Origin of the sequence: Sphingopyxis indica (genome assembly GCF_900188185.1) — a bacterium.
Classification (GTDB): domain Bacteria; phylum Pseudomonadota; class Alphaproteobacteria; order Sphingomonadales; family Sphingomonadaceae; genus Sphingopyxis; species Sphingopyxis indica.
The window spans coordinates 179,068-202,053 of record NZ_FZPA01000004.1; the positions used below are offsets into that span (position 1 = coordinate 179,068).

Annotated in this window: 25 protein-coding genes; 16 read left to right on the forward strand and 9 right to left on the reverse strand. The window is 66.9% G+C overall.

Annotation, left to right across the window (positions count from 1 at the left end; genetic code table 11):
* Window positions 1-99 precede the first annotated feature (99 nt).
* On the forward strand, window positions 100-1,161 hold the full coding sequence (locus tag CHB69_RS08050) for a class I SAM-dependent methyltransferase (protein ID WP_089215470.1): 1,062 nt from the start codon (window positions 100-102) through the stop codon (window positions 1,159-1,161).
* 197 nt (window positions 1,162-1,358) lie between these two features.
* On the opposite strand, the gene obgE is transcribed toward CHB69_RS08050, so the two are convergent.
* Together obgE and CHB69_RS08060 are read right to left on the reverse strand one after the other, a co-directional pair.
* Entirely contained in the window at window positions 1,359-2,408 is a 1,050-nt protein-coding gene (gene obgE / locus CHB69_RS08055) for a GTPase ObgE (RefSeq protein WP_089215471.1), read from the reverse strand.
* Between the two features lie 289 nt (window positions 2,409-2,697).
* Window positions 2,698-3,306, reverse strand: coding sequence for a TetR/AcrR family transcriptional regulator (locus CHB69_RS08060; protein WP_089215556.1), 609 nt, complete (start codon window positions 3,304-3,306; stop codon window positions 2,698-2,700).
* A 76-nt stretch (window positions 3,307-3,382) separates the two neighbouring features.
* Between CHB69_RS08060 and CHB69_RS08065 the strand changes: the two genes are divergently transcribed.
* On the forward strand, window positions 3,383-4,258 hold the full coding sequence (locus CHB69_RS08065) for a metal-dependent hydrolase (protein ID WP_089215472.1): 876 nt from the start codon (window positions 3,383-3,385) through the stop codon (window positions 4,256-4,258).
* Window positions 4,259-4,521: 263 nt separating this feature from the next.
* A complete protein-coding gene (locus CHB69_RS08070) occupies window positions 4,522-5,052 on the forward strand; it encodes a GNAT family N-acetyltransferase (RefSeq protein WP_089215473.1) in 531 nt (176 codons plus the stop codon).
* Between the two features lie 97 nt (window positions 5,053-5,149).
* On the opposite strand, the gene CHB69_RS08075 is transcribed toward CHB69_RS08070, so the two are convergent.
* Entirely contained in the window at window positions 5,150-5,596 is a 447-nt protein-coding gene (locus tag CHB69_RS08075; RefSeq protein ID WP_089215557.1) for an NfeD family protein, read from the reverse strand.
* 1 nt (window position 5,597) lies between these two features.
* On the reverse strand, window positions 5,598-6,527 hold the full coding sequence (locus tag CHB69_RS08080; RefSeq protein WP_089215474.1) for an SPFH domain-containing protein: 930 nt from the start codon (window positions 6,525-6,527) through the stop codon (window positions 5,598-5,600).
* Window positions 6,528-6,590: 63 nt separating this feature from the next.
* Between CHB69_RS08080 and CHB69_RS08085 the strand changes: the two genes are divergently transcribed.
* Both CHB69_RS08085 and CHB69_RS08090 read left to right on the forward strand, forming a co-directional pair.
* Window positions 6,591-7,400, forward strand: a complete 810-nt coding sequence (locus CHB69_RS08085; RefSeq protein ID WP_089215475.1) for an HpcH/HpaI aldolase/citrate lyase family protein — start codon at window positions 6,591-6,593, stop codon at window positions 7,398-7,400.
* Window positions 7,401-7,714: 314 nt separating this feature from the next.
* On the forward strand, window positions 7,715-9,217 hold the full coding sequence (locus CHB69_RS08090) for a M28 family peptidase (protein ID WP_089215476.1): 1,503 nt from the start codon (window positions 7,715-7,717) through the stop codon (window positions 9,215-9,217).
* 7 nt (window positions 9,218-9,224) lie between these two features.
* Here the strand turns inward: CHB69_RS08090 and CHB69_RS20080 are convergent, their stop codons facing one another.
* Together CHB69_RS20080 and CHB69_RS08095 are read right to left on the reverse strand one after the other, a co-directional pair.
* Complete coding sequence (locus tag CHB69_RS20080) at window positions 9,225-9,395, reverse strand: hypothetical protein (RefSeq protein ID WP_170935480.1); 171 nt, start codon at window positions 9,393-9,395, stop codon at window positions 9,225-9,227.
* Window positions 9,392-10,765 carry a class II 3-deoxy-7-phosphoheptulonate synthase gene (locus CHB69_RS08095; protein WP_089215558.1) on the reverse strand — a complete coding sequence of 458 codons (1,374 nt, stop codon included), beginning with the start codon at window positions 10,763-10,765 and terminating at the stop codon, window positions 9,392-9,394. Before CHB69_RS08095 ends, CHB69_RS20080 begins: the two co-directional genes overlap by 4 nt.
* Before the next feature lie 248 nt (window positions 10,766-11,013).
* Here CHB69_RS08095 and CHB69_RS08100 point away from each other — a divergent pair, with 248 nt between their 5' ends.
* Genes CHB69_RS08100 through CHB69_RS08115 form a run of 4 tightly spaced genes read left to right on the forward strand, consistent with a single transcriptional unit; the run spans window position 11,014 to window position 14,054 of the window.
* Complete coding sequence (locus CHB69_RS08100) at window positions 11,014-11,691, forward strand: Crp/Fnr family transcriptional regulator (protein WP_089215477.1); 678 nt, start codon at window positions 11,014-11,016, stop codon at window positions 11,689-11,691.
* Window positions 11,692-11,695: 4 nt separating this feature from the next.
* Entirely contained in the window at window positions 11,696-12,046 is a 351-nt protein-coding gene (locus tag CHB69_RS08105) for an ArsC family reductase (RefSeq protein ID WP_089215478.1), read from the forward strand.
* Entirely contained in the window at window positions 12,043-13,119 is a 1,077-nt protein-coding gene (locus CHB69_RS08110) for a glycerophosphodiester phosphodiesterase (RefSeq protein WP_089215479.1), read from the forward strand. The genes CHB69_RS08105 and CHB69_RS08110 overlap by 4 nt, the downstream gene beginning before the upstream one ends.
* Entirely contained in the window at window positions 13,116-14,054 is a 939-nt protein-coding gene (locus CHB69_RS08115) for an aldo/keto reductase (protein ID WP_089215480.1), read from the forward strand. The genes CHB69_RS08110 and CHB69_RS08115 overlap by 4 nt, the downstream gene beginning before the upstream one ends.
* Window positions 14,055-14,105: 51 nt before the next feature.
* Here CHB69_RS08115 and CHB69_RS20505 read toward each other — a convergent pair whose 3' ends face one another.
* A complete protein-coding gene (locus tag CHB69_RS20505; RefSeq protein WP_281252658.1) occupies window positions 14,106-14,321 on the reverse strand; it encodes a helix-turn-helix transcriptional regulator in 216 nt (71 codons plus the stop codon).
* A gap of 125 nt (window positions 14,322-14,446) precedes the next feature.
* Here CHB69_RS20505 and panB point away from each other — a divergent pair, with 125 nt between their 5' ends.
* The 6 genes from panB (at window position 14,447) to CHB69_RS08150 (ending at window position 19,842) form a co-directional block, all read left to right on the forward strand.
* A complete protein-coding gene (panB, locus tag CHB69_RS08125; protein ID WP_089215482.1) occupies window positions 14,447-15,310 on the forward strand; it encodes a 3-methyl-2-oxobutanoate hydroxymethyltransferase in 864 nt (287 codons plus the stop codon).
* Between the two features lie 119 nt (window positions 15,311-15,429).
* Window positions 15,430-16,203: a tetratricopeptide repeat protein gene (locus tag CHB69_RS08130; RefSeq protein ID WP_089215483.1), complete on the forward strand. Its 774-nt coding sequence runs from the start codon at window positions 15,430-15,432 to the stop codon at window positions 16,201-16,203.
* Window position 16,204: 1 nt separating this feature from the next.
* Window positions 16,205-17,539, forward strand: a complete 1,335-nt coding sequence (locus CHB69_RS08135; RefSeq protein WP_089215484.1) for an outer membrane protein assembly factor BamB family protein — start codon at window positions 16,205-16,207, stop codon at window positions 17,537-17,539.
* A 186-nt stretch (window positions 17,540-17,725) separates the two neighbouring features.
* A complete protein-coding gene (der, locus tag CHB69_RS08140; protein WP_089215485.1) occupies window positions 17,726-19,105 on the forward strand; it encodes a ribosome biogenesis GTPase Der in 1,380 nt (459 codons plus the stop codon).
* Window positions 19,095-19,319: a sulfurtransferase TusA family protein gene (locus CHB69_RS08145; RefSeq protein WP_089215486.1), complete on the forward strand. Its 225-nt coding sequence runs from the start codon at window positions 19,095-19,097 to the stop codon at window positions 19,317-19,319. The genes der and CHB69_RS08145 overlap by 11 nt, the downstream gene beginning before the upstream one ends.
* Window positions 19,320-19,434: 115 nt before the next feature.
* The gene (locus CHB69_RS08150) at window positions 19,435-19,842 is read left to right on the forward strand and encodes an Hpt domain-containing protein (RefSeq protein ID WP_089215487.1); all 408 of its coding nucleotides are present in this window, start codon (window positions 19,435-19,437) and stop codon (window positions 19,840-19,842) included.
* Here CHB69_RS08150 and CHB69_RS08155 read toward each other — a convergent pair.
* Window positions 19,836-21,089: a DUF418 domain-containing protein gene (locus CHB69_RS08155; protein ID WP_089215488.1), complete on the reverse strand. Its 1,254-nt coding sequence runs from the start codon at window positions 21,087-21,089 to the stop codon at window positions 19,836-19,838. The two genes, CHB69_RS08150 and CHB69_RS08155, sit on opposite strands and share 7 nt — an antisense overlap.
* A 142-nt stretch (window positions 21,090-21,231) precedes the next feature.
* On the opposite strand from CHB69_RS08155, the gene CHB69_RS08160 reads away from it, so the two are divergent.
* Window positions 21,232-22,047, forward strand: a complete 816-nt coding sequence (locus tag CHB69_RS08160) for a Coq4 family protein (protein WP_089215489.1) — start codon at window positions 21,232-21,234, stop codon at window positions 22,045-22,047.
* A gap of 141 nt (window positions 22,048-22,188) precedes the next feature.
* Here the strand turns inward: CHB69_RS08160 and CHB69_RS08165 are convergent, their stop codons facing one another.
* Window positions 22,189-22,935 carry a DUF72 domain-containing protein gene (locus CHB69_RS08165; protein ID WP_089215490.1) on the reverse strand — a complete coding sequence of 249 codons (747 nt, stop codon included), beginning with the start codon at window positions 22,933-22,935 and terminating at the stop codon, window positions 22,189-22,191.
* Window positions 22,936-22,986 lie beyond the last annotated feature (51 nt).

The following is a 22,986-nucleotide window of genomic DNA, read 5'->3' on the forward strand; positions in this document are numbered from 1 at the left end:
CAATGCGAATGTCTGCACTGGTGGCCGGGATATGCTATGCTGTCGCTCTCATCGAGCCCTTCTGGAGAGTCGCGCTACCCCATTTGGAGGAGCGGAACGATGACGACCGAACTGAACGAAGAAAAGCTGCACGCCTTCGTCGGCAAGATGCTCGGCGACGTCGGCGGCGGGATGAGCGTGCCCACGGTGCGGCTGGGCTTCCGGCTCGGGCTGTTCGAGGCGCTCGCCGGAGGACCGGCGACGGCGCGCGAGCTCGCGGCGCGCGCGGGTGGGCTGCACGAACGCTATGTCCGCGAATGGGCGCTCGCGCAGGCGGCGAACGGCTATATCGACTATGATGCGGACGCCGATCGTTTCAGCATCTCGCCCGAACAGGCGATGGTGTTCGTGAACCCCGACAGCCCCGTCTATCTGGCCGGCGCGTTCGAGATCATCGCGGCGATGATCGAGGCCGAGGCGAAGGTCGAGGAATGTTTCCGGCACGGCTCGGGCGTGCGCTGGGGCGATCATGCCGGCTGCCTGTTCTGCGCGACCGGCGCCTTTTTCCGCCCCGGCTATGTCAACAATATCGTCCAGGCGTGGATCCCGTCGCTGGGCGGCGTCGAGGCGAAGCTCAAAAAAGGCGCGCGCGTTGCCGACGTCGGCTGCGGCGTCGGCTTTTCGACCCTGCTGATGGCCGATGCCTATCCCGAAAGCGAATTCGTCGGCTTCGATTTCCACGAACCGTCGATCGAGGAGGCGCGGCGCCACGCCGAAGGCCATGGCTATGGCGACCGCGTGCGCTTCGAGGTCGCGACCGCGAAGGAGATCGCCGAGGACGGCTTCGACCTGATCACCATGTACGACTGCCTGCACGACATGGGCGACCCGCGCGGCTGCGCCCGGCATATGCGGCAGATATTGGCGCCCGAGGGAAGCTGGATGATCGTCGAGCCGATCGCGGGCGACAATCCGGAGGAAAATATGAACCCGGTCGGCCGCCTCTATTACAATGCCTCGACGATGATCTGCGTCCCCACCTCGCTCGATCAGGAAGTGGGCGAGGGGCTCGGCGCGCAGGCGGGCGAGGCACGGCTGTCGCAGATCGTGCGCGAAGGCGGCTTCCGCAATGTACGCCGCGCGACCGAAGGGCCGTTCAACATGGTGCTCGAGGCGCGCTGAGCCGAAGCAAACTCCACCGTCTCCCCGAGCGAAGACGAGGGGCTCGTTCGAGCGGAGCGAGAACCGCAGCGTCGCAGCCTCGACTTCGCTCGGCCGAGCCCCTCGTCTTCGGCCAATGGCCGAAGTTTATCCTGAGCGCCCGCCAGGGCAGTCGAAGGGCTCGGGGAGACGGAATCCTCTGGATTTTCTGCATTCGCCTAAATCGGCGACCAGTCGCCCGGCGCCTCGTCTTCGGCTTCCTCGTCGGCGCCGGGTTCGGGCTGGCCGACGGCTTCGAGCAGCTTGTCGAGCACTGCTTCGACCCCCGCGCCGCTCGCGCCCGACAGCGCCATCACCGGCGCGCCGCTCGCTTCGGCGAGTTCGGCCGAGAGCGCCGCGATCAGCTCGTCGTCGAGCGTGTCGATCTTGTTGAGCGCGACGATCACCGGCTTGTCGATCAGATCGGCGCCATAGGCTTCGAGCTCGTCGCGCACGATGCGATAGCTCGTCGCGACGTCGGCGTCGTTCGCATCGACGAGGTGCAGCAGCACGCGGCAGCGCTCGATATGGCCGAGGAAACGGTCGCCGACCCCGGCGCCGTCGGCGGCGCCTTCGATCAGCCCCGGAATGTCGGCGATGACGAACTCATGCCCCTTGTGGCTGACGACGCCGAGCTGCGGGCGCGTCGTCGTGAAGGCATAGGCGCCGACTTTCGCCTGCGCATTGGTCACCGCGTTGATGAAGGTCGACTTGCCGGCGTTGGGCAGGCCGACGAGCCCCGCGTCGGCGAGCAGCTTCAGCCGCAGCCACACCCACATCTCCTCGCCCGGCCAGCCGGGACCGTGCTGGCGCGGCGCGCGGTTGGTCGAGCTTTTGTAGCTCGCATTGCCGCGTCCGCCATCGCCGCCGCGCAGAAAGACGACGCGCTCGCCCTCTTTGGTGAGGTCGGCGAGCAGCGTGCGCTCCTCGTCGTCGGCGAGGATCTGGGTGCCGATCGGCACCTGAATGACGAGGTCGGGGCCGCCCGCGCCGGTGCGGTCGCGTCCCGCGCCGGGCGTCCCGCGTTTCGCCTTGAAATGCTGGGTATAGCGAAAGTCGATCAGCGTGTTGAGGCCCGCGACCGCTTCGAACACGATATCGCCGCCCTTGCCGCCGTTGCCGCCGTCGGGACCGCCATATTCGATATATTTCTCGCGCCGAAAGCTGACGGCGCCGGGGCCGCCGTCGCCCGACTTCACGAAAATCTTGGCCTGGTCGAGGAAGTGCATCGCCGCCCTTTAGGGGGAAGGCGGGGATTTGGCTAGGTGGCGCCGGATTTCGCAGGCAGCGGGATCAAGCGTCGGTATGGGGATTTTTGAGGTAGGGGGAGCGGCCATATCCCAACCCCTCCTCTTCAGAGGAGGGGCAGCGAGACTTGGGCGCTTCGCGCCCTAGTCGCAGCGGGGTGGTGCTCGAAGCCTTGCGCGCTGTCGCGCGCCACCACCCCAACCCCTCCTCTGAAGAGGAGGGGCTTACTATACTTGCAGCCGTTCAAAGCCCGTCACTCGCGCTATGCTTTCAGCTCTCCGCCTTCCCGCCCTGCTCCGCCCAGAAGGCGGTGATGCGCCCGGTGATCAGCTCGGTCGCAAGCGCGCGCGCCGTGTCGCGCGGCAGGCCGAGCGCTTCGGCCATCGGGCCGCCGAGCTGGGCATCGCCCATCGCCATCAGCACGAGCGCCAGCGTATCCTCGTGCATCAGGCGCTTTTCGTGCGCGTCGGGGGTCATGCCGTCGATCAGGCGGTGGATCGCGCCGATGATCGGGTCGAGCGCATCGTCGTTGCCCGTCGCCGCCATCCATGTCGAAAGCGCGCCCGCGCCGCCGCTGTCGAACGCATCGAAGGCGAGGTCGACGATCTCGCGCACATTGCGTTCGCCGGGCGGCGATCCGGTCATCTTGGCCGCGATCGTGTCGCATACCGTTTCGGCGAGATAGGCGGCGAGCGCCTTTTGCAGTCCCGCGGCGCTGCCGAAATGATGGAGGAGATTCGCGTGCGTGCGGTCGATTCGCGCCGCGACGGCCTTCAGCGTGACCGCCTGCGGCCCCATTTCGATCAGGATCTGCCGCGCCGCTTCGAGCGCGACCGACCGGCTCTCTTCCGGGCTCAGACGCTTCTTGGCTATTGACACCACTGTAAGTAATTCCTAGATATTCGACCCTGAGGCTTTCCCGCGCCTGCCACACCTAAACGCTGCCGAGGAACATATGTCCAGCCTTTCGCACACGCCGACCCCGCAGGACCTTTCGATCACGCCGCGCGATCGCCGCTTCGGCCGCGACGACAGGCAGGGGCGCTGGTGGCTGAACGGCGACCCCGTCGCCTCGGCCTTCCACACCGCGCTGTCGGTGACCTTTCCAAAGGGCGAGGCGATGTTCATCGAGGCGGTGAAGGCGCACCGCGACGGTGTGCCCGACAAGCTGGCGCGCGAAATCCGCGCCTTCACCCAGCAGGAAGTCATCCACAGCCGCGAGCATGTCGTGTTCAACCGCAAGGCGGCGGAGGCGGGTTACGATCTTTCGGAGCTCGAGGGCGACGTCGATCAGGTGATGGAACTGATCAGGCAGCGTCCGCCGATCGTCAACCTGATGGCGACGATCGCGCTCGAACATTATACCGCGATGCTCGCCGCGATCATGCTGTCGAACCCCAGGATGTACGAAGGCGCCGAGCCCGAATGGGGCGCCTTGTGGAAATGGCACGCGATCGAGGAGATCGAGCACAAGGGCGTCGCCTATGACACCTGGCTCCATGCGACGAAGGACTGGAGCCGCTGGCGGCGCTGGAAGGCGAAGTCGCTGATGATGCTGGTCATCACCACGCGCTTCTGGCCGAGGCGGGTCAAGGGCATGAAGGCGCTGCTCGCGCAGGACGGGCTCACCGGCTGGCGCGTGACGGCGCGCATCTGGTGGTATCTGCTCGGCTCGCCCGGCGTGCTGCGCAAGAGTTTCCTGCCCTGGCTCGCCTATTTCCTGCCCGGCTTCCACCCGTGGAACCACGACGACCGCGCGCTGATCGGCAGATATGAAGGCGATTACGCCGACGCGCTGATGCCCGGCGACAAGGTGGCGGCCGCAGCCTGACGGCTTGTCCCCGCATCGGCGGGGTCGGGGTACGAGGGCGGTTCCGATAGGGTTCGCGCAAAGGCGCTAAGAGCGCAAAGAGGCCGGTTCGGGCCGGCAGGCCCCATTTCCAGCTTCGTTGCGGCATCCGCACCGTCGATCGGCAAACCCGCTTCGCGGGCTCGCGCAACCTCTTTGCGTTCTTTGCGCCTTTGCGCGAACTGAAAATAATATCAAGTTCGGGCCTACTTGCCGCCCGCGGGGCGCGCTGATAGCGCAGCATCATGCCCGCCTCGCCCCCCGTCATCGAAACCGCGCGCCTGCGCCTGCGCGAACCCCGCCTAGCCGACAAGGACGACCATATCGCGATGTGGGCCGACGCGCGCGTGACGCGCTTCATCGGCGGCGAGCCGCGCGCGCCCGACGTCAGCTGGGGAAAGTTCCTGAGTTCGGCCGGGCTATGGCCGGTGATGGGGTTCGGCTATTGGGTCTTTGCCGACAAGGCCGATGACGCGCTGATCGGCATGGGCGGTCTGTCCTATTTCTGCCGCGGCATAGCCGAACTCGAAGGATTGCCCGAAGCCGGCTGGGCGTTCGATGCCGACCATTGGGGCGGCGGGCTCGCGACCGAAGCGATGACCGCCGCGCTCGGCTGGGCCGACGCGCATCTCGACGCCAAAGAAGTGCGCTGCATCATCGACCCCGGCAATGCCGCGTCCGAACGCGTCGCGGCGAAACTGGGCTTCGCCCGCATCGGCGACAGCGATGCGCTGGGGCATGTCGTGGCGATCTATTCACGGCCGCGGGGCGGCTGAATTGGTCGTCATTGCGAGCGGAGCGAAGCAATCCAGAGAGGTTTGCGCTACGCTGGATTGCCGCGTCGCCTTCGGCTCCTCGCAATGACGACTTGGATCACACCGCCTCGACCACCAGCACGCCGCCGTCGGCACTGACGACGCGGACCTTGGTGCCCTCGGCGGCGTCGGGGCCGCGCACCGGCCATTCGCCGTCGCCGACCTTCGCGCGGCCGCGGCCGTCCTCGATTGCCTGCGTGACCGTCAACACCTCGCCGATCAGGCGGCCGCCGCGCTGGTTGAGCAGCGGGTCGGTCGAAACGATCGGATTGTCGCGCAGCCATTTGCGAGCGCCATAGAGGATGATGACCGCCAGCACGGCGAAGATACCGAGCTGAAGCGGCACGCCGATCGGCAGCACCCATGCGACGATGCCGGTGATGACCGCTGCGCCGCCGAGCCAGATCAGGAAAAAGCCCGGCGCGACGATCTCGGCCGCGGCGAGCAGCACGCCGAGCGACAGCCACGCCCAATGCGGTTCCATGTTCGCGATCCAGTCGGGCATGTCAGCGCGCTCCCGCCTCGCCGCGCTTGCCGAGCGCATCCTTGGCAAGTTCGCCGATCCCGCCCAGCGTGCCGATCAGCTGCGTCGCCTCGACCGGGAAGAGGATCGTCTTGCTGTTCGGGCTCGTCGCGAACTGGCTCACCGCCTCGACATATTTCTGCGCGACGAAATAGTTGATCGCCTGCGCATTGCCGCTCGCGATCGCGTCCGACACCATCTGCGTCGCCTTGGCCTCGGCCTCGGCCTCGCGCTCGCGCGCCTCGGCGTCGCGAAAGGCGGCTTCGCGGCGGCCTTCGGCCTGCAAGATCTGGCCCTGCTTCTCGCCCTCGGCGCGCAGGATTTCGGAGGCGCGCAGCCCCTCGGCCTCGAGGATCGCGGCGCGCTTTTCGCGTTCGGCCTTCATCTGCCGCGCCATCGCGTTCGAAATGTCGGCGGGCGGGCGGATGTCCTTGATCTCGACGCGGGTGATCTTGACGCCCCACGGCGTCGTCGCATCGTCGACGACGTGCAGCAGCCGGGCGTTGATCTCGTCGCGCTTCGACAGCGTTTCGTCGAGGTCCATCGAGCCCATGACGGTGCGCAGGTTCGTCGTCGTCAGGTTCATGATCGAGAGATAGAGGTCGCTGACCTCATAGGCCGCCTTCGCGGCGTCGAGCACCTGAAAGAAGACGACGCCGTCGACCGCGACCATCGCATTGTCCTTGGTGATGATCTCCTGCCCCGGAATATCGAGCACCTGTTCCATCATGTTCACCTTGCGCCCGACGCGGTCGAAGATCGGCATGATGAAGTTGAGGCCCGGCTGCGCGGTGTGCGTGTAGCGGCCGAAGCGTTCGATCGTATAGGCAAAGCCTTGCCGCACGGGCGTCAGCGCCCAGATCAGGAAGACGAGTGCGAGCAGCACCAGCGCGAGCGCGAAATACATGATCATCCCCTCTTGCAAATTGCCCGCCCACTATTGCGGCAACCGCCGCGCTGCGCCACAGAAAAGCGCATGACCCAGGCCGATTTCGCTCCCCGCTCTTTGCTCTACGTCCCCGCCTCGAACGCACGCGCGCTCGAAAAGGCGCGGGGCCTCGCCGCCGACATGCTGATCATCGACCTCGAGGATGCGGTGCCCGAGGATCGCAAGGACGAAGCGCGCGCGGCGATGCGCGCCGCGGTGGCCGAAGGCTATCCGGGCAAGCGCGTCGCGGTGCGGATCAACGCCAGCGGCAGCGTGCATCAGGCCGCCGATCTGGGCGCGGTCGCGGGCCTCGCGCTCGACGCGGTGGTGCTGCCCAAGGTCGATGCGCCCACCGATCTCGATGCCGTGCGCGGCCTCGGCGTGCCGATCCTCGCGATGATCGAGACCCCCGCGGCGATCTATGCCGCGCGAGAGATCGCCGCCGATCCGGCGGTGCGCGGGCTGATCGCCGGGCTCAACGACCTCGCGCACGCGCTGAGACTGCCCGGCGGCGACCGCGGCGCGATGAGCCTTTCGATCCAGGCGATCGTCCTCGCCGCGCGCGCGGGCGGCGTCTGGTGCTTCGATGGCGTCTATAATGCGATCGACGACGCCGGGGGGTTCGCCGCCGAGGCGGCCGACGGGCACCGGCTCGGTTTCGACGGCAAGACGCTGATCCACCCCTCGCAGGTCGATCCGTGCAACCGCGCCTTTGCGCCCACCGAGCGCGAGGTGGCCGCGGCCGAAGCGCTCGTCGCCGCCGCGACCGGCGGCGCGCAGCGGCACGAAGGCCGGATGATCGAGGATATGCACGTCGCGGCGGCGCGCGCGCTGCTCGCGCGGGCCGGGCGCTCGTAAATCGGGCGAGGGACGCTGGCTGATTTCGCGCAGAGGCCGCAGAGAGCGCAGAGGGGCTGAATCTTGTTCACGCGGAGACGCGGAGACGCGGAGATGGCCCGGCCGACAGGCCTCTTCATCTCTGCGGCCCTTATCTGGAACGCGGGAATCGGAAAAAAGGCCGCTCCGCGGCATGCTCCAATTCTCCGCGTCTCCGCGTCTCCGCGTGAACCGAAATCTCTGCGCTCTCTGCCGTCTCTGCGCGAATCCAATCCCGCCGCCGCCCGTCGAACGCGCCTTGCCTAGCCCACCCCGCCGTGCCATGCGGCCGGTCCATGCAGAAATCCGCTTTTCGTGCCGCGGTCGCGGCCGTCGCTTTCCTCGCCTTCGCCGCGCCCGCTGCTCATGCCAAGGGCGCCGATACGCGCATCGCCGAAGCCGATCTCGCCGCGCATATCCGCACGCTCTCGAACGACGCCTTCGAGGGGCGCGCGCCGGGCACCGAGGGGGAGGATCGCACCATCGCCTATATCGTCGGCGAATGGGCGAAGGCGGGGCTCGAGGCGGTGCCGGGCAGCGCGACGCCGTGGCTGCAGCCGGTGCCGCTCGTCGAAAGCGAGGCGCTGGGCGGCACGGCAAAGTTCAAGGTGCGCGGCCGCGATGCGAAGCTCGAGGAGGACGGGATCATCGTCAGCGGGCGCGACGCATCGGTGTCGCTAGAAGACCTCCCGGCGCTTTTCGTCGGCTATGGCGTCGATGCCGCAGGCCGGCCCAATGCCGACGTGCGCGGCAAGCTCGCGATCATGCTGATGGACACGCCGCCCTTTGGCGAGGCGCAGCCGCGCTATCGCGAGCGGCGGCAGATGCTCGCCGATGCCGGCGCGACCGGGGTGCTGGTGGTCGCGACCGACGCGGTGCCGTGGACGCAGCTTCGCGACGCGCTGGGCGGCAAGACGGTGCGCCTCGGCGGCGACGCCGGCGCGGGGCCGCAGGTCAGCGGCTTTATGTCGCTCGAAGCCGCCGACGCGCTGTTTACGCGCGCCGGCCTCGACGGAGCGGCGCTGCGCGAGGCGGCGCGCGCAGCCGATTATCGCGGCGTGGTGCTGCCGGTGACCGCCGACATCGAAACGCGCACCGCGGTGCGGTCCTTCGCGAGCCACAATGTCGTCGCCCGGCTGCCCGGCGCCAATCCCGACGGCAAGGCGGTGCTGTTTCTCGGCCATTGGGATCATCTGGGCATCTGCCGCCCCGACGACGACGCCGACCGCATCTGCAACGGCGCGGTCGACAATGCGAGCGGCATTGCCGTGCTGATCGAGGTCGCGAAGCGGCTCGCCGCGGGCGCGCGTCCCGATCGCGACATCTATTTCCTCGCGACGACCGCCGAGGAGAAGGGGCTGCTCGGCGCGCGCTGGTTCGCCGATCATCCGGTCGTGCCGCTCGGCGACATCACCGTCGCGCTCAACCTCGACACCGTCGCGATCGCGCCGCGCGGCACGCCGGTCGCGACGATCGGGCGCGGCAAGCCGGCCTATGACGCGCTGGTGAGCAAGGTCGCGGCCAGGCTGGGCCGCACGATCGACGACGACGGCGAGGCCGATGCCTTCGCGCAGCGGCAGGACGGCTGGGCGCTCGGCGCCAAGGGGGTCACGGCACTGATGGTCGGGGGCAGCTTTTCGGACATGGGGCTGCTCGAGGCTTTCCTTGGCAGCGATTATCATCGGCCGGCGGACGAGTTCTCGGACAAGATCCCGCTCGGCGGCGCGGCCGAGGACGCCGATCTGCACGTCGCGCTGGGGCGGGCGTTCGCCGACCGCAAGCGCTGGCCGGGCGAGTAAGCCCGGATCAGCGCGTCAGCACGTAATAGGCGACGTAGAACCAGCTGAAGAGCCCGTGGACGATCGCCCACAGCACCGACTTGTGCGTGGTGAAGCTGATCGCGATCGCCAGCGCGCTGCCGAAGCCGACGCCGCTGCGGATCACCTCTTTCTGCACGATGACCCGCCGTTCGGTCATGCCGCCTGTTTCGCGCGCTCGGTCATTTCCTGATTGAGCATTTCGGCAAGCAGGAACGCCAGTTCGAGCGACTGCCCCGCGTTCAAACGCGGGTCGCAATGCGTGTGATAGCGATCGGCAAGATCCATCTGCGTCACGTCCATCGCGCCGCCCGTGCATTCGGTGACATTCTGCCCGGTCATCTCGATATGGATGCCGCCGCCGTGCGTGCCCTCGGCGCGGTGGACGGCAAAGAAGCCGCGCACTTCGGCGAGGATGCGCTCGAAGGGGCGCGTCTTGTAGCCGGTCGAGGTCTTGATGACGTTGCCGTGCATCGGGTCGCACGACCAGACGACGGGATGGCCCGATTCCTTCACCGCGCGCACCAGCCTGGGCAGATGCGCCTCGATCTTGTCGTGACCATAGCGCGTGATCAGCGTCATGCGCCCCGGCACATGGTTGGGATTGAGCGTGTCGAGCAGGCGCAACAGCGTGTCGGGCTCGAGGGTCGGGCCGCATTTCATGCCGACCGGATTGCCGATGCCGCGCAGATATTCGATATGCGCCGAACCTTCGAAACGCGTGCGGTCGCCGACCCACAGGAAATGGCCCGAGGTGTCGTACCAGCCGCCGGTCAGGCTGTCCTGCCGCGTCAGCGCCTGCTCATAGGGGAGCAGCAGCGCCTCGTGGCTGGTGTAGAAGCTCGTGCCCTTGATCTGCGGCACCGTCTCCGGCGTCACGCCGCACGCTTCCATGAAGGCGAGCGCTTCGGAAATGCGCGCCGCGGTTTCCTGATATTTCTTGGCCCACGGGCTGCGGTCCATGAAATCGTGCGTCCAGGCGTTGACCTGATGCAGATTGGCATAGCCGCCGTGCGCGAAGGCGCGCAGCAGGTTCAGCGTCGCCGCCGACTGGTTGTACGCCTTGATCATCCGCTTCGGATCGGGCTCGCGCCCCTCGGCCTCGAAAGCGATGTCGTTGATGATGTCGCCGCGATAGCTCGGCAGTTCGGTGCCGTTCACCTCTTCCATGTCGGCCGAGCGCGGCTTGGCGAACTGGCCCGCCATGCGGCCGAGCTTCACCACCGGCATCTTCGAGGCAAAGGTCAGCACGACCGCCATCTGGAGCAGCACGCGGAAGGTGTCGCGGATATTGTTCGGATGGAATTCGGCGAAGCTTTCGGCGCAGTCGCCGCCCTGAAGCAGGAACGCCTTGCCCTCCGCGACGCGCGCGAGTTCGCTCGTCAGCTCGCGCGCCTCGCCCGCAAAGACGAGCGGCGGATAGCCGGCGAGTTCGCGCTCGGCGGCGGCGAGGGCGGCTTCGTCCTTATAGGTCGGAAGCTGTTTCGCCTCGTGCGAACGCCAGCTTTGCGGTTGCCAATTCTGCGTCATAATCGGGTCTTTGCTGTCCATTAACGAATCGCGCGCTGCCTTGGCGCGATTGGGCGCGCTAGGCAAGGGCAAGGAAATTAGCATTGTCGGTGCTTTTCCGCACCTATGCTTTTCTTGGGGGCGCGAAACTGTTAATTTGCTATGGATCACAGAGGGCGCGCGTCCGGGGGCGACGTCCCATGTTCGGCAATCGTTAAGGCAATTTGCTTAGGTCCCTAAGCGGGACCGCAACGCGAAAACGATGGGCGATGGGGAATATGGACCCGGCTTGGTTCGGCTATGCCGCCCTTTTGTCGCTTCTGGCGATGGGTTTCCTTGCCCGAATCGAATTTATCCGGCTGGCGCTCGCGATCGCGGCGCTGCTCGCGCTGCCCTTCGCGCTGTTCGAATGGCACAGCATCGGCGCGGCGGCGCTGCTCGTCGCGATTCTGGCGCTCAATCTCGCGCTCGCCGCGCGCGGCTGGTATCGTGACGTCGGCACGCATTTCACGGCGGAAGAGCTTGCGCTGCGCGGGCTGCATTTCGACCGGCTCGGCGCGAATGATGCGCGCCGGCTGATCGACCAGGGGCACTGGATCTCGGCGAAGCGCGGCGAAGTGCTGATCCGCGAGAATCAGGCGGCGCCGAGCCTCTTCTACCTCGCCGAAGGGCGCGCGCTGATCCAGCGCGACGGCGCCGACGTCGGCACGCTCGCCGACGGCGCGCTGATCGGCGAAGCGACGGTGCTCGACGGCAGCCATGCGACGGGAACGGTGATCCTGACCAGCAACGCGCGGCTGTGGTTCGTCCCCGCCGCGGCGCTGCGTGCCTATCTCGCCGCCAACCCCGACATCGCCGCGGTGCTGCACGAAGGCTTCGCGCGCGCGCTGCGCGGCAAATTGGCGAGCGCAAACACTCGCATTGCCGATATGCCGCCGCTATCCTGACCGCATGGACCTGATTCTCTATGGCATTCCCAATTGCGACACGGTGAAGAAGGCGCGGCGCTGGCTCGACGCGGCCGGCGTGCCCTATCGCTTCCACGATTTCCGCAAGGACGGACTCGACCCCGAAAAGCTGCAAGGCTGGATCGACGCGCTCGGCTGGGACAAATTGCTCAACAAGAGCGGCACGACCTTTCGCAAGCTGCCCGAAGCCGACAAGGCCGGTCTCGACGCCGCAAAGGCGAAGGCGCTGATGCTCGATCAGCCGGCGATGATCCGCCGCCCGGTGGTCGAGGCGCCGGGCGGTGTGAGCGTGGGCTTTGCGGCCGATGACTGGCAAGCGCGCTTTGCGGCATGAGGCGATGGCGCGCCGCGCTCCTCGCCCTGCTGCTGCCAGCGGCGTGCAGCGCTGAGCCGATGGCGGCCGAGCCGACCCTTGACGGCAAGCCGCCGATCGTCATCGCCCATCGCGGCGCGTCGGGCGAACGGCCCGAACATACGCTCGCAAGCTATGAGCTCGCGATCGAACAGGGCGCCGACTTTATCGAACCCGACCTTGTCCTCACCAAGGACGGCATCCTCGTCGCGCGGCACGAGAATGAGATTTCGGAGACGACCGACGTCGCCGATCACCCCGAGTTCGCCGCGCGCAAGGCGACCAGGACGATCGACGGCAAGGCGGTGACCGGCTGGTTCACCGAGGATTTCACGCTCGCCGAACTCAAGACCCTGCGCGCAAAGGAGCGCATCCCGCGGCTGCGCGGCACCGCCTATGACGGCCGGTTCGAAATTCCGACATTCGAGGAAATTCTCAAGCTGCTCGCCCGCGTCAACAAAGGGCGCGCGCATCCGGTCGGCGTCTATCCCGAAACCAAGCACCCGAGCTATTTCGCGTCGATCGGCCTGCCGCACGAAGCGCCGCTGCTCGCGCTGCTCGATAAATATGGCTATCGCGGCCGCGCCGCCCCGGTGTTCATCCAGAGTTTCGAGGTCGGCAATCTGAAGGCGCTGCGCGCAAAGAGCGACCTGCCGCTGATCCAGCTGATGGACGGCGAGGGCGGTCCCGCCGACGATCCGGAGATGAGCTACGCCGCAATGGCGACTCCGGCGGGGCTCAAGGCGATCGCCACCTATGCCGACGGCATCGGGCCCAACAAGACGATGGTGATCCCGCGCGGCGCGCTCGGAACGCTGGGGCAGCCGACGCGTCTCGTCGGCGATGCCCATGCGGCGGGGCTGAAGGTTCATCCCTGGACCTTTCGCCGCGAAAATTATTTCCTTCCGCTTGCCGGCAAGGGTGGCCTCGACCCCGCCGGGCACGGCAACCTCGCGGCAGAGATCGAAGCCTATCTGGCGACGGGCGTCGACGGGCTGTTCAGCGACAATCCGCGCGAAGCGGTGCCCGCGGCGAAGCAAGGAGCAAAGCGATGACCGAACGCGCATTGGGCCGGAGCGGCCTCTCGATCCGTCCCTTCGTCCTTGGCGGCAACGTCTTCGGCATGACCGCCGACAAGGCCGCGAGCTTCGCGGTGCTCGACCGCTTCGTCGAACTCGGCGGCGGGATGATCGACACCGCCGACGTCTATTCGGCGTGGGTGCCGGGGCACAGGGGCGGCGAGTCCGAAAGCATGATGGGGGCTTGGCTGAAGGAGAGCGGCGCGCGCGACCGGGTGCTGATCGCGACCAAGGTCGGGATGATGGAGGGCGGCCTCAAGCCCGACCGCATCCGCAGCGCGGTGCGGGGCTCGCTCGACCGGCTCGGCATCGACACGATCGACCTCTATTTCGCGCACAAGGACGATCCCGACGTGCCGCTCGACGAAGTGCTCGGCGCGTTCGGCGAACTCGTCGACGCGGGCACGGTGCGCGCGATCGGCGCGTCCAACTATTCGGCCGGCCGGCTTGCCGAGGCACTGCGCGTGTCGGCCGAAAAGGGACTGCCGCGCTTCACCGCGATGCAGCCCGAACTCAACCTGATCGACCGCGCGCAATATGAAGGGCCGCTGCAACAGCTCTGCATCGCCGAGGGGCTGGGCGTCGTCACCTATTTCAGCCTCGCCTCGGGCTATCTGACCGGCAAATATCGCGACGAAGGCGACCTCGGCAAAAGCCCGCGCGGCGGCCGCGTCGCACCCTATATGAAGGGCCAGGGGCCGGCGGTGCTCGCCGTCATGGACCGGATCGCGGCCGAAACGGGTGCGACGCTGTCGCAGATCGCACTCGCCTGGGTCGCGGCGCAGCCCGGCGTCACCGCCCCGATCGCCAGCGCGACGTCGGTGGCGCAGCTCGACGAGATCATCGGCAGCCTCGACGTGATGCTGACCGCCGAACAGATTGCGGCGCTCGACCAGGCGGGCCGCGCATAGGGGCTGGCCCCGCTTCGTCCCCGGCATTGCCGCACATATCTCGTGGCGGCGTCATTCGTCGCTCCACCGGAACACCGCCTCGATCGGCTTGCCGAAGACGCGCGCAAGGCGGTACGCGACCTCGAGCGACGGGGAATATCTGCCCTGCTCGATCGCGGCGATCGTCTGGCGGGTGACCCCGACGCGCTTGCCCAGCTCGGTCTGCGTCATTTCTGCGGCGTGGAATCGTAGCGTTCGGATGTCATTGAGGAACGGCGGCTTCGTCACGGCTTCGCATCTCCTCGCCAATGCTCCCGAGCCAATGTCATATAAACTTAACATCGAGTCAAATCCATATAACAAGAACGGCGGAACTGCTTTTGCACTGCAACATCGGCGGCTACCCCGGCGCCATGTCCACGCTTCCCAAAACGCTCACCCTCGACACGTCCACCAGCCGCGCCAATCCGACGCCGCAGCCGATGAAGCGGCTTACCGTGCCGCGCATCCGCCAGCGCAAGGGCGGCGAGCCGCTCGTCATGCTGACCGCCTATACGGTGCGGCAGGCGCAGCTGCTCGACCCGCATTGCGACATGCTGCTTGTCGGCGATTCGCTCGCGCAGGTGATCTATGGCCTGCCGCACACGGTCGGCGTCACGATGGAGATGATGGCGCTGCACGGCGCCGCGGTGGTGCGCGGCAGCTATCACGCCGCGGTCATCGTCGACATGCCCTTCGGCAGCTATGAGGGCAGCCCCGAGCAGGCGTTCGACAATGCCGCGCGGTTGCTCAAGGAAACCGGCGCCGCGGCGGTGAAGGTCGAGGGCGGGCGGGTGCTCGCGCCGACGATCGAATTTCTGACCCAGCGCGGCATCCCGGTGATGGGGCATGTCGGATTGACCCCTCAGGCGGTCAATATCCTCGGCGGCTATGGCGTGCGCGGCAAGAGCGAAGAGGAAGCGCGCGCGATCGTCGACGACGCCGTCGCGGTCGCGCAGGCCGGCGCCTTTTCGATCGTCATCGAAGGCGTGCTCGAATCGATCGCGATCGAGATCACCGGCAAGGTCGCCTGCCCGACGATCGGCATCGGCGCCTCGGCGCAATGCGACGGGCAGGTGCTGGTCACCGACGACATGCTCGGCATGTTCGAGCGCGTGCCCAAATTCGTCAAACGCTATCAGGACATGTCGGGCGTGATCAGCGGCGCGGTCAAGGAATATGCCGACCAGGTCAGGTCCCGTTCATTTCCCACCCCCGATCAGATCTACGCCGGCTGACCATCGCGTCGCCGGACGGGCGCGGCCGAGTGAAACGCTTGGCCTTTTGCCGTGCCGTCGCTAAGGAACCCAGCGGCGCGCCGTGCGCCCGGCGTCCGAACGACGAGATGGAGGATTGATTGGCCCTGAGCCCGACGAACAATGCCGCGCTGTTGCAGGAAGTCGACGAGGCCGTCCGCAGGGACCGGCTCGATTCGATCTGGAAATCCCACGGGCGCCTGATCGTCGCGGCGGTGGTCGCGGCGCTGCTCGCCTTTGGGGGCTACCTCTTCTGGCAGCACCGGCAGAATGAGGCGCGGGGCGAGCGCGCCGAGGCGCTGGTCGCCGCGCTCGACAAGCTCGACGCCAACCAGCCGCGCGGGGCGACCGCCGATCTTGAAAAGATCGCCGCGGGCGACGACGCCGCCTATCGGTCGATCGCGCTGATCCAGCAGGCGAATATGCAGGCCGAAAAGGGCGACATGAAGGGCGCCGCGGCGCTTGTCGCAAAAGTTGCCGCCGACCAGGACATCGACCCGGCGCTGCGCAACATGGCGCTGGTGCGCCAGACGGCATTCGAACTCGGCACGATCAAGCCCGAAACGGTGATCGCGCGGATGAAGCCGCTCGTCGATGCGAAAGACCCGGCCTCGCCGTGGTTCGCGAGCGCTGCCGAGCTGACCGCGATCGCGCACTACAAGCTCGGCCAGTTCGATCAGGCGGGCGCGCTCTACGGCCGCATCGCCAAGCTGCCCGACATTCCGAAGTCGCTCCAGTCGCGCAGCGTGCAGATGGCGGGGATGCTGGGGGTCGACGCCGTCGCGGACCGCGCCGACGACAGCGCCGCCAAGGACCGGAAAGGCGAAGCCGCGCCCAAGGCAGCGGCCGCCGCGAAAAGCGAGGAAGTCCAATAATATGCGGAAAAGGCAGTTTGTACTGACCGCGGCGCTGTTCGCGCTGCCGCTGGCCGGATGCAGCGTGTTCAAGGGCGATGGCCCCAAGAAGACCCCGACCGTCGGGGAGCGCGTCTCGATCCTGTCGGACGACAACAGCATCAAGGTCGACCCGTCACTCGCCGAAACCGCCGTCGTGCTGCCCGAACCGGTGGTCAACGCCAGCTGGGCGCAGTCGGGGGGCAATGCCTCGAAATCTATGGGCCACCTCGCGCTCGCCGCCTCGCGCAGCCTGGTCTGGAGCGCAGAAGTCGCGGGCAGCACCAAGGCGCAGCGCCTCGCCGCGTCGCCGGTGATTGCGGATAACCGGCTGTTCGTCGTCGACACCGATGCGGTCGTGTCCGCCTTTGCCGCCGATACGGGCGCAAAGCTTTGGAACACCGCGATCGGCAGCACGGGCAAGGATTTCAAGGATTCGCTGTTCGGCGGCGGCGCCGCGGTCGAAGGCGACGTGGTCTATGCGACGAGCGGGGTCGGCGACGTCGCCGCGCTCAATGCCGCCGACGGATCGGTGATCTGGAAGGTGAAGCCCGCAGGCCCGCTGCGCGGCGCGCCGACGATCGCCTTCGGCGGCGTCTATGTCATCACGCAGGACAATCAGATCATCGCGCTCAACGCCGCCAACGGCGCGGTGCTGTGGCAGGCGACCGCCTCGCTCGAGGCGGGCAGCGTCTTTGGCGCGGCGTCGCCGGCGGCGGGCGAAGCGACGATCGTCGCCGGCTTCTCGTCGGGCGAGGTGCAGGCCTATCGCTACGAGAATGGCCGCGATCTGTGGGAGGACGCGCTTGCGCGCACCTCGATCGCGCTGTCGGTCTCGACGCTGACCGACGTCGACGCCGACCCGGTGATCGACCGCGGCCGCGTCTTCGCGCTGGGGCAGGGCGGCCGCATGGCGAGCTACGAGCTCAACACCGGGCTTCGCAGCTGGGAAATCTCGATCGCCGGCATTTCGACCCCCTATGTCGTCGGCGAATGGGTCTATGCGCTCACCGACGATGCGAAGCTGCTCTGCGTCGCGCGCGCGTCGGGCAAGATCCGCTGGATCCGGCAGCTCCGCCGCTACCGCGTCGACAAGGAAAAGAAGAAAGAGGATCCCGTGCGCTGGACCGGCCCGGTGCTTGCGGGCGGGCGGCTGATTGCGGTGAACAGCCTTGGCGAGCTTGCCGAAATCTCGCCGGCCGACGGCTCGACGATCGCGACGCAGGAGTTCGATTCGCCCCTGTCGCAGACGCCGGTGGTCGCCAATCAGACGCTCTATATCCTTTCGGACGACGGGCGGATCACCGCCTGGCGGTAACGACTGAATTGGATTCACACCGTTCGTCCTGAGGAGGGACTGAGCCCGTCGAAGGCCCGTCTCGAAGGACGCGAGAGTTGCGCTACCGTCCTTCGAGATGCCATTTCGACAAGCTCAATGGCTCCTCAGGACGAACGGCTGTGGTCTTGTGCGGCTGCGATGCCGCAAGGAAGATAGGATAAAAGCATGGCGCGATCCGCGACGGTCGCCATTGTCGGCCGGCCCAATGTCGGCAAATCGACGCTGTTCAACCGGCTCGTCGGTAAGCGCCTCGCGCTCGTCGACGACCAGCCGGGGGTGACGCGCGACCGGCGCGAGGGCGACGGGCAGCTGCTCGGGCTCAATTTCCGCATCGTCGACACCGCGGGGTTCGAGGACCACGACGCCGCGACCTTGCCGGGACGGATGCGCGTGCAGACCGAAAAGGCGGTGCGCGAGGCCGACGCCGCGCTGTTCATGATCGACGCGCGCGCCGGCGTCACTCCGCTCGACGAGGAAATCGCGCGCTGGCTGCGCAGCGAGGACACGCCGATCATCCTCGTCGCCAACAAGGCCGAGGGCAAGCAGGGCGAGGCGGGGCTGATGGAGGCCTATGCGCTCGGTTTCGACAATCCGCTCGCGCTCAGCGCCGAGCATGGCGAGGGGCTCGTCGAGCTGTTCGACGCGCTGCGCCCGATCGTCGAGCCCTTCATGGAAGCCGAAGAGGCGGAGACCGCGGACCTCGACGAGGAGGGCGAGGAACCGCTCGGGCCCTTGAAGCTCGCGATCGTCGGCCGGCCGAACGCCGGAAAATCGACGCTGATCAACCGGATGATCGGCGAGGACCGGCTGATCACCGGCCCCGAAGCGGGGATCACGCGCGATTCGATCCGCGTCGACTGGCAATGGGAAAAGGATGGCGCGGTCCATCCGATCCAGCTGTTCGACACCGCGGGAATGCGCAAGCGCGCGAAGGTGCAGGACAAGCTCGAGAAATTGTCGGTCGCCGACGCGCTGCACGCGGTCGATTTCGCCGAAGTCGTCGTGCTGCTGCTCGACGCGACCAAGGGGCTCGAGGCGCAGGATCTGCGCATCGCCGACCGCGTGCTCGAGGAAGGACGCGCGCTGATCGTCGCGCTCAACAAATGGGACGTTGCCGACAATCCATCGGCACTGTTTAATGGCGTGCGCGCCGCACTCGACGACGGGCTGTCGCAGATCAAGGGCGTGCCGCTGCTCAGCATCTCGGGTGCGACGGGCAAGGGGATCGACACGCTGGTGCGCGTCGCGTTCGAACAGCGCGACATCTGGACGCGCCGCGTATCGACCGCAAAGCTCAACCGCTGGTTCGAGGGCGCGGTCACCGCCAATCCGCCGCCGGCGCCGGGCGGCAAGCGGATCAAGCTGCGCTATATGACGCAGGCGCGCACCCGCCCGCCGACCTTCGTGATCTTCGGCAGCCGCACCGACGCGCTGCCCGCGAGCTATCATCGCTATCTCGTCAACGGGATGCGCAAGGAACTGGGCTTTCAGGGCGTGCCGATCCGCATCAACTTCCGCAACACGCGCAACCCCTATGGCGAGTGACCGCGCCGACGAGGCGGGACCGGTTATCGTCGACGCGCGCGGGATGCGCTGCCCGTGGCCGGCGCTGCGGCTCGCGCGCGCAATGCGCGGCGCCAGTGACGTGCGGCTGATCGCCGACGATCCGCAGGCGGGGCGCGAGGTGGCCGCGCTCGCCGCCGAGCGGGGCTGGTCCGTCGAAACCGAGGGCGCGGAGCGCTGGCGCGTTCGCCGCTGACCCATTTCGGGACTCGGCGCGCGTGCGCCGCTTCGGCTGTAACGCCTTTTTTACCCCCTTTCGGCATGAAGGCGCCGGGACCAAGGACCGATTTTGAACACCGAGGAACGCAACGTTGGACGAGACCCTGGTCGATTGGGAGGAATTCCGCGCGACGCGTAGCCAGCTGGGCGCCGCGTTCATCCGGATTCTCGGCTATTTTCGCGAAGACGGCACCAAGTCGGTCGCCGCGATCGAGGAGGCGATGCGCGCCCGCGACGCGCGCGGCCTCGTCATGCCTGCGCATACGTTGAAGAGCGAGGCGCGCCAGTTCGGCGCCGAACGGCTCGGCGCGCTGTCCGAAGACATCGAAATGTTCGCGCGCCGCTGCGTCGAAAGCCAGGTCAGCCCCGAGGAATATCTGCCGCGCGTCGTCGAACTGCGCACATTGTTCGAGCAAACGCTCGGCGCGCTCGAACGCGAGGCCAATCCGCTCGTCCAGCGCCGCCCGGCCAGCTTCGGCCGCGCTGCTCCCAGCTATTGAAGCGCGCGCCGCCGCATCGGTTGCAGCTTCGCACGCGCCAGGCTGCGCCATAGCCATTCGAACGGGCCATAATGGAAGCGGTCGAGCCACGGCTTCGACCACAGCAGCATCGCCGCCCACATGCCGAGGCAGAAGAGATAGAGCGCCGCGCGTCCGACGCTGCCGAACAGGCCCAGGCCATAGCCGTAAAAGATCGACGTCATGACGATCGAGGTCGTCAGATAGTTGGTAAAGGCCATGCGCCCCGCCGCGGCGAGCCGCACGCGCACGGACGCGCTCGCCCTTGTCCGGATCAGCAGCATGATCAGCGCCGCCCAGCCGACGGTCATCAGCGTGTCGAACGGCACCGATAGCGCGATCGTCGAGCCGAAGATCGCCACCGCGTCATAACCCGCCCGCATCTGATAGACGGCAAGGCCCGCCAGCGGCGGCGCGGCGACCAGGAAGCAGATCAGTGCCCATTTGCGATAGCGCGCCGCCTCCCACTCGCCGGTCAGCATGCGCGATTTGAACAGCGCCATGCCGATCAGCATCAACCCCATTGTTTCCCACAGGAACAGGCTGAGGAAGAAAAGCGGGTCGCCGGCCATTTCGCTGGTGCGATGCGCGACGATGCTGGAATAGCTGCCGAGATAAAGCGCCATGTCCTTCGCATAGGCCGGCGTCGAAGGGCCCATGTCGGCGTTCATCTGCGCGAGCGCCTCCTTCATTCCCGCGGCCGCCTCGGGCGGCAAGCTGCCCGTCTGCGCCATCGACAGCATCGACCACAGGCTGGCGGGCAGGCCGATGCCGATCAGGAAGAAGGGGATCGACCAGAGAAGCAGCGCCCTCACCGAAAGGTTTCGGAACAGGAAAAGCAGCAGCCCGCACATCGCATAGAGGAAGAGGATGTCGCCGAACCAGATCAGATAGAAATGCGCGAGGCCGAAAAGCGCGAGCCAGAACATGCGCGAATAATGGGTGCCCGCTGCGCTGCGGCCCGCAGAGGCGGCGCCGTCGATGACGAGCAAGGTGCTCGCCCCGAACAGCATCGAGAAAAGCCCGCGCATCTTCGAATCGACGAACACGAAATTGAAGAACCAGGTCGCGACGTCGGCGCTGCCCGGCGGCCCGCCTGCGGCGGGGTTCGCATAAGCTGAAAAGGGCAGGGCAAAGGCGACGATATTCATCGCCAAAATCCCCATCACCGCGACGCCGCGAATGGCATCAAGGCTCTGATACCGCGTCGGCGGCGGCGATGCGGCCATGGTCTTTCCCCTGCTGTGTTGCTGCGACACTACGCCTTGAGCGCCGCACGGTCCAGCGCTTTGCGGGCCGCTGCAAAGATGTATTGACATTTATGTCAGTAGTGATAGATTGGATGTAATGTGATTCTGCGCGAGACCCGACATGACCACGCTCCCCTTCTCCCATCCCGATCGCACCGACACGGGTTTCCGCCCGCTGAAGGCGCTGCACCATTTTCGCAAGCTGATCGCCGACAAGGAGGACACCGAACAGGTGTTCCACATCATCGACGCGCTGCGCGACAGGCGTTTCGATCGTTCGGCGCGGGCGTTTTTCGCGACCGCGGAGGGCAAGAAGATTCTCGCCGAGCGCCCCTATCTGCCCGCGATGCTCGACGACCATGACGCGCTGCGCAAGCTGCCCGAGGGCAGCGTCGGGCGCGTCTATGTCGACTTCATGGAGCGCGAAGGGCTGACCGCGCAGGGGCTGGTCGATGAATCGCTGAAATTCCGCCACGGCAAGCCGCGGTACGACGACCAGCTCGAACTCTATGGCGAGCGGCTGCGCGACACGCACGACTTGTTCCACATCCTGACCGGCTATGGCCGCGATGCGCTCGGCGAACAATGCGTGCTCGCCTTTTCGTACAGCCAGAACCCCGGCTGGGGAACGCTGTTCATCGCCTGGGCGGGCGCGCGCGAGATCCGCAAGGGTCTCGGGAGCCGTTATCCGATCTACGCCGCGGTTCGGGAGGGGCAACGCATCGGCCGCGCGGCCCAGCCGATCGCGCATCAGGATATTGCGGCGCTGCTCGCCGAACCGCTCGATGCGGCGCGGACGCGGCTCGGCATCGCCGACCCCGCGACCTATAAACAGGTTCACGCGATGATGCGCGCCGACGGTGTCGATCCCTATGATCTGCTCGGCAAGAAAGCGGCCGAGGCGGGCGCGGTGCCAGAGCTCGCGCAGGCGGCCTGATCGGGCCATCGGACATTGAATTTTATCCGTTCGCATCGAGCGAAGTCGAGATGCCCCTCGCGATAGCGCAAGGTCGATGGGTGTCTCGACTTCGCTCGACACGAACGGAAACTATGGAATCCCGATTTAACGCGCGATCCTTTATGGCTCGCGCTCGAGTTTCGCGATCAAGGCCTGCGCCGCGGCGGGGTTGCGCACCTTGGCGCCGGCGATGAAGAAGAGATAGACGTCGCGGCCGCCCGCGGCCCAGCCGCGCGCGCGCTCCGCCCAATGGTCGAGCGCCTCGCCGGCATAGCCGGTTTCGACATCGTCCTGCGATCGCTGGAGGCGGGCATAGGTAAAGTCGGCGGTTTGCTCGTCGATACACGGAAATTCGTCGCTGTCGGCAAAGACGATCGCCATGTTCCGCTCGCGCGCGAGTTCGACGAACGCCGGATCGCGGAAGCTTTCGTGCCGCACTTCGAGCGCGTGGCGCAGCGGCAGGCCGTCCTGCGTTTCGGGCAGCAGGTCGAGGAAAGCGGCGAAATCGTCGCGCTCGAACTTTTTCGTCGCCATGAACTGCCACAGGATCGGGCCGAGTCGGTCGCCGAGCCGCGTCAGCCCCTGCGTCAGAAACTTCTCTATCGACGCCGCGCCATCGGCGAGTTGCTTGCGGTTGGTGCAGAAACGCGACGCCTTGACGCTGAATTGGAAGCCATCGGGGACCGCGGCGGCCCAATTGGCGAAACTTTCGGGCTTCTGGCTGCCGTAATAGGTGCCGTTGATCTCGATGCCGGTCAGATGCTGCCCGGCATATTCCAGTTCGCGCTTCTGCGGATGTTTCGGCGGATAGAAGGTCCCGCGCCACGGCTCAAAGGTCCAGCCGCCGATGCCGATATGGATGCTCATGACTCGGTTCTCTCCCGCGAACGGCTGTGCTTGTCTCCTAATCTCGCACAA

What these genes read in the sequence shown, in the direction of transcription:
- CHB69_RS08080 (WP_089215474.1), bottom strand. Translation starts at nt 6,527, where the DNA reads ATGATCATGTATTTCGCGCTCGCGCTGGTGCTGCTCGCACTCGTCTTC.
- CHB69_RS08160 (WP_089215489.1), top strand. Translation starts at nt 21,232, where the DNA reads ATGACCACGCTCCCCTTCTCCCATCCCGATCGCACCGACACGGGTTTC.
- CHB69_RS08145 (WP_089215486.1), top strand. Translation starts at nt 19,095, where the DNA reads ATGGCGAGTGACCGCGCCGACGAGGCGGGACCGGTTATCGTCGACGCG.
- CHB69_RS08070 (WP_089215473.1), top strand. Translation starts at nt 4,522, where the DNA reads ATGCCCGCCTCGCCCCCCGTCATCGAAACCGCGCGCCTGCGCCTGCGC.
- der (WP_089215485.1), top strand. Translation starts at nt 17,726, where the DNA reads ATGGCGCGATCCGCGACGGTCGCCATTGTCGGCCGGCCCAATGTCGGC.
- CHB69_RS08115 (WP_089215480.1), top strand. Translation starts at nt 13,116, where the DNA reads ATGACCGAACGCGCATTGGGCCGGAGCGGCCTCTCGATCCGTCCCTTC.
- CHB69_RS08085 (WP_089215475.1), top strand. Translation starts at nt 6,591, where the DNA reads ATGACCCAGGCCGATTTCGCTCCCCGCTCTTTGCTCTACGTCCCCGCC.
- CHB69_RS20080 (WP_170935480.1), bottom strand. Translation starts at nt 9,395, where the DNA reads ATGACCGAACGGCGGGTCATCGTGCAGAAAGAGGTGATCCGCAGCGGC.
- CHB69_RS08075 (WP_089215557.1), bottom strand. Translation starts at nt 5,596, where the DNA reads ATGCCCGACTGGATCGCGAACATGGAACCGCATTGGGCGTGGCTGTCG.
- CHB69_RS08135 (WP_089215484.1), top strand. Translation starts at nt 16,205, where the DNA reads ATGCGGAAAAGGCAGTTTGTACTGACCGCGGCGCTGTTCGCGCTGCCG.
- CHB69_RS08105 (WP_089215478.1), top strand. Translation starts at nt 11,696, where the DNA reads ATGGACCTGATTCTCTATGGCATTCCCAATTGCGACACGGTGAAGAAG.
- CHB69_RS08100 (WP_089215477.1), top strand. Translation starts at nt 11,014, where the DNA reads ATGGGGAATATGGACCCGGCTTGGTTCGGCTATGCCGCCCTTTTGTCG.
- CHB69_RS08155 (WP_089215488.1), bottom strand. Translation starts at nt 21,089, where the DNA reads ATGGCCGCATCGCCGCCGCCGACGCGGTATCAGAGCCTTGATGCCATT.
- obgE (WP_089215471.1), bottom strand. Translation starts at nt 2,408, where the DNA reads ATGCACTTCCTCGACCAGGCCAAGATTTTCGTGAAGTCGGGCGACGGC.
- CHB69_RS08065 (WP_089215472.1), top strand. Translation starts at nt 3,383, where the DNA reads ATGTCCAGCCTTTCGCACACGCCGACCCCGCAGGACCTTTCGATCACG.
- CHB69_RS08050 (WP_089215470.1), top strand. Translation starts at nt 100, where the DNA reads ATGACGACCGAACTGAACGAAGAAAAGCTGCACGCCTTCGTCGGCAAG.
- panB (WP_089215482.1), top strand. Translation starts at nt 14,447, where the DNA reads ATGTCCACGCTTCCCAAAACGCTCACCCTCGACACGTCCACCAGCCGC.
- CHB69_RS08165 (WP_089215490.1), bottom strand. Translation starts at nt 22,935, where the DNA reads ATGAGCATCCATATCGGCATCGGCGGCTGGACCTTTGAGCCGTGGCGC.
- CHB69_RS08090 (WP_089215476.1), top strand. Translation starts at nt 7,715, where the DNA reads ATGCAGAAATCCGCTTTTCGTGCCGCGGTCGCGGCCGTCGCTTTCCTC.
- CHB69_RS08110 (WP_089215479.1), top strand. Translation starts at nt 12,043, where the DNA reads ATGAGGCGATGGCGCGCCGCGCTCCTCGCCCTGCTGCTGCCAGCGGCG.
- CHB69_RS08095 (WP_089215558.1), bottom strand. Translation starts at nt 10,765, where the DNA reads ATGACGCAGAATTGGCAACCGCAAAGCTGGCGTTCGCACGAGGCGAAA.